This is a genomic window from Phytobacter sp. V91 (assembly GCF_965644225.1).
In the GTDB taxonomy this organism is placed as follows: Bacteria; Pseudomonadota; Gammaproteobacteria; order Enterobacterales; family Enterobacteriaceae; genus CBFFRJ01.
The window spans coordinates 1-3,714 of sequence record NZ_CBFFRJ010000232.1; the positions used below are offsets into that span (position 1 = coordinate 1).

The following is a 3,714-nucleotide window of genomic DNA, read 5'->3' on the forward strand; positions in this document are numbered from 1 at the left end:
GGGCATCGTGAAAAATCTATGGCAAAGAAAGCCTTATGTTCTCATAACTGACGATTAAATCGCACCTTCCCTAAGTCTGCGTCACGACCGATTTTCGTATTGAATGCGCTTATCTTACATTCCTTATTTATATGTAATTTTTATTTTATAAAAAAAGAATATCACACTACATTAACCGCTTAATTTCAATATATTGCTTCGTGGTTTTTATTTTTTTAAATTAAAAAACTTGGAGGTGGTTCTGGTTTTGCATTTTAACGCTTAAAAAAATGCAGGGGCGGGAGTAGGGATGGTCAATGGCAAACAATTTTAGGAGAAGTGAATCATTTTGCTTTCAGTCGATGCTATATACTCAAATTATAAACCTGCCAAGATTAATTATTATTTTGATAGTAAATTTCAAAATGCTGAGGGCGTTTTTATGGGGAAGAAACATATCTATTTGTTCTGTTCTGCGGGAATGTCCACTTCGCTGCTGGTATCCAAAATGCGTGCCCAAGCTGAAAAATATGAAGTGCCGGTCATTATTGAAGCTTTTCCTGAAACTCTCGCAGGGGAGAAGGGACCGGAAGCTGACGTTATTTTATTAGGCCCACAGATTGCGTATATGCTTCCCGAGATTCAGCAGCGGCTGTCCAATAAGCCGGTGGAAGTGATCGACTCTGCACTGTACGGCAAAGTTGATGGTTTAGGTGTTTTGAAAGCGGCCGTTGCGGCCATTAAGAAAGCTGCTGCACAATAATTTAATTTTAAAACTCGACCTTTCGGGTCGCTGGCGAAGCGAATTTTCGGCTTAATGAAATATCTTCCGTGCCGGCCGCCCGAATAATAAATATTTTATTTACCCGTCAAAGAGTAATTTCATCATTATGCCGTAATCGCACAATTACGGCTTTAAAGGGTATTGACTATGAGTAAAGTGATTGACTCGCTTGAAAAGGTACTCCTTCCTTTTGCTGTTAAAATAGGAAAGCAACCGCACATTAATGCGGTTAAAAACGGCTTTATTAAATTAATGCCGTTGACCCTCGCCGGGGCCATGTTCGTATTAATTAACAACGTCTTTCTCAGCTTTGGTGAAGGCTCTTTCTTCTATTCAATGGGGGTCCGCCTGGATGCCTCAACCATTGAAACCTTAAACAGCTTTAAAGCTATCGGCGGTAACGTTTATAACGGTACTTTAGGCATTATGTCGCTGATGGCGCCGTTCTTTATCGGCTCGGCGATGGCGGAAGATCGCAAGGTCGACCCGATGGCCGCCGGGCTGTTAGCCGTCGCGGCATTTATGACCGTCACTCCCTATAGCGTCGGCGATGCTTACGCCATAGGCGCCAACTGGCTGGGCGGGCAAAACATTATTTCGGGGATGATCATCGGTCTGGTGGTGGCGGAGCTGTTTACCTTCGTTATTCGTCGCAACTGGTTCATTACCCTGCCGGACAGCGTGCCGTCATCGGTATCGCGTTCGTTCTCGGCGCTGATCCCAGGCTTCCTGATCCTGTCGATTTTCGGCATCGTCTCCTGGCTGCTGGCCTCGTATGGCAGCAACTTCCACCAGATTATTATGGACTCCATCTCCACGCCGCTGGCGGCGATGGGCAGCGTTGTCGGCTGGGCGTACGTTATTTTCAACTCCCTGCTGTGGTTCTTTGGCGTACACGGTTCGCTGGCGCTGACCGCGCTGGATAACGGCATCATGACCCCGTGGGCGTTGGAAAACATCGCGCTGTATAACCAGTATGGTTCCGTTGAAGCGGCCATCGAGGCGGGCAAACAGTTCCACTTCTGGGCCAAACCGATGCTCGATTCGTACATCCTGCTGGGCGGCTCCGGCGCGACTCTGGGCCTGATTATCGCCATCTTTATCGGCTCGCGCCGCGCCGACCATCGTCAGGTTGTTAAGCTGGCGCTGCCGTCAGGCATCTTCCAGATTAACGAACCGATTCTGTTCGGCCTGCCCATTATCATGAACCCGGTGATGTTTATCCCGTTCGTGCTGGTGCCGCCGATTCTGGCAGCCATCACCCTGGCGGCTTACAGCATGGGGATTATTCCTCCGGTGACCAACTTGGCCCCGTGGACCATGCCGACCGGTCTGGGCGCCTTCTTTAACAGTAACGGCAGCGTCGCTGCTCTGCTGGTGGCGCTGTTCAACCTTGGTGTCTCGACCCTGATCTACCTGCCATTTGTCGCGATTTCCAATAAAGCGCAAAGCACCATCGAGCAGGAAGATAGCGAAGAAGATATCGCTAACGCACTGAAATTCTGATGTCGAGCGGTACGGGAGATTTCCCGTACCGCCTGAGAAATGAGGGAATAATATGTTTGATTTGGACCATATCGAAGCAGAAGATATGCCTGAAAATGACCTCGAAGAGGTGGTGATGGGGCTGATTATCAACTCCGGACAGGCCCGCAGCCTGGCCTATGCCGCGCTGAAGCAGGCGAAACAGGGCGACTTCGCCGCCGCTAAAGCGATGATGGAGCAGTCGCGGGTGGCGCTGAGCGAAGCCCACCGCGTACAGACTCAGCTGATTGAAAGCGATGAAGGCGAAGGGAAAATGAAGGTCAGCCTGGTGCTGGTTCACGCGCAGGATCATCTGATGACCTCAATGTTGGCCCGCGAACTGGTCGCGGAATTGATTGAGCTACATGAGAAGGTACAATAGGCCATCTACACGATGAGGCAGCCAAAGATGATGACCACAGAAATCAGTACCGCCCGCGAACAGCAGCTCTTCAACGGGAAAAACTTTCATGTGGTCATCTACAACAAGACGGAAAGCGTTAGCGGGCTTCACCAGCACGACTATTACGAATACACCATCGTTTTAACCGGGCGCTATTATCAGGAAATTAATGGCAAACGGGTGCTGCTGGAGCGCGGGGATTTTGTCTTCATCCCAATGGGGTCGCACCATCAAAGCTTTTACGAGTTTGGCGCGACGCGCATTCTTAACGTCGGCATCAGCAGGAGTTTCTTTGAGAAACACTATCTGCCGCTGCTGCCGTTTGAGCTGGTCGCTTCGCAGGTCTACGCGATCAAAAGCACTTTTCTCAGCTACATCGAATCGGTGATTGCTTCGCTGAATTTTCGCGAAACTGAATTTGACGAATTTATTGAACTGGTCTCGTTTTACACCATTAATCGTTTACGGCACTACCGCGAGGAGCCGGTTCAGGATGTCATTCCGCAGTGGCTAAAAAATACCGTCGAGGATATGCACGATAAACATAAATTTGGCGAAGGGGCGCTGAAAAAGATGGTCGGGCTCTCCGGGAAAACTCAGGAATATTTAACCCGGGCAACCCAACGCTATTATGGTAAAACGCCGATGAAGATTATTAATGACATTCGCATTAACTTCGCCAAGAAACAGCTGGAAATTACCAATTACTCGGTAACCGATATTGCTTACGAAGCAGGCTACAGTAGCCCCAGCTTATTTATTAAAACATTCAAAAAGCTGACCTCATTTACGCCAAGCAATTATCGTAAGACGCGAATTCAGATAATAAGTGCAACGCTCGGTCATGTGGATGGATAGTGTGGGAAGAAGGGTTAACTACCGATAAGTTATCCCGTTCTTCCTACCACAGATGAGCGAGCAACATGAAGTACCGGCAGTTAACCGAAGGCATACGATACCAGATTGCCCTGTTGTTTGGTGATGATATTAGCCTCACGGAGCTCAGCAAGCGTGTTGGCGTCAG

General features: G+C 48.7%; 4 protein-coding genes and 1 pseudogene. All 5 read left to right on the plus strand.

Annotation, left to right across the window (positions count from 1 at the left end):
- The first annotated feature begins 373 nt into the window (after positions 1–373).
- Positions 374–742, plus strand: a complete 369-nt coding sequence (locus tag ACSZO4_RS25040; RefSeq protein WP_437891805.1) for a PTS sugar transporter subunit IIB — start codon at positions 374–376, stop codon at positions 740–742.
- A gap of 168 nt (positions 743–910) precedes the next feature.
- A complete protein-coding gene (chbC, locus tag ACSZO4_RS25045) occupies positions 911–2,269 on the plus strand; it encodes a PTS N,N'-diacetylchitobiose transporter subunit IIC (RefSeq protein WP_437891802.1) in 1,359 nt (452 codons plus the stop codon).
- A gap of 52 nt (positions 2,270–2,321) precedes the next feature.
- Positions 2,322–2,669 (plus strand): PTS N,N'-diacetylchitobiose transporter subunit IIA, encoded by a 348-nt coding sequence (gene chbA, locus ACSZO4_RS25050; protein WP_437891803.1) that lies wholly within the window; start codon positions 2,322–2,324, stop codon positions 2,667–2,669.
- Positions 2,670–2,681: 12 nt separating this feature from the next.
- Positions 2,682–3,548, plus strand: a complete 867-nt coding sequence (gene chbR, locus ACSZO4_RS25055) for a transcriptional regulator ChbR (RefSeq protein ID WP_437891804.1) — start codon at positions 2,682–2,684, stop codon at positions 3,546–3,548.
- Positions 3,549–3,613: 65 nt separating this feature from the next.
- Positions 3,614–3,714: pseudogene (locus ACSZO4_RS25060) on the plus strand (IS30 family transposase); the annotation flags it as partial.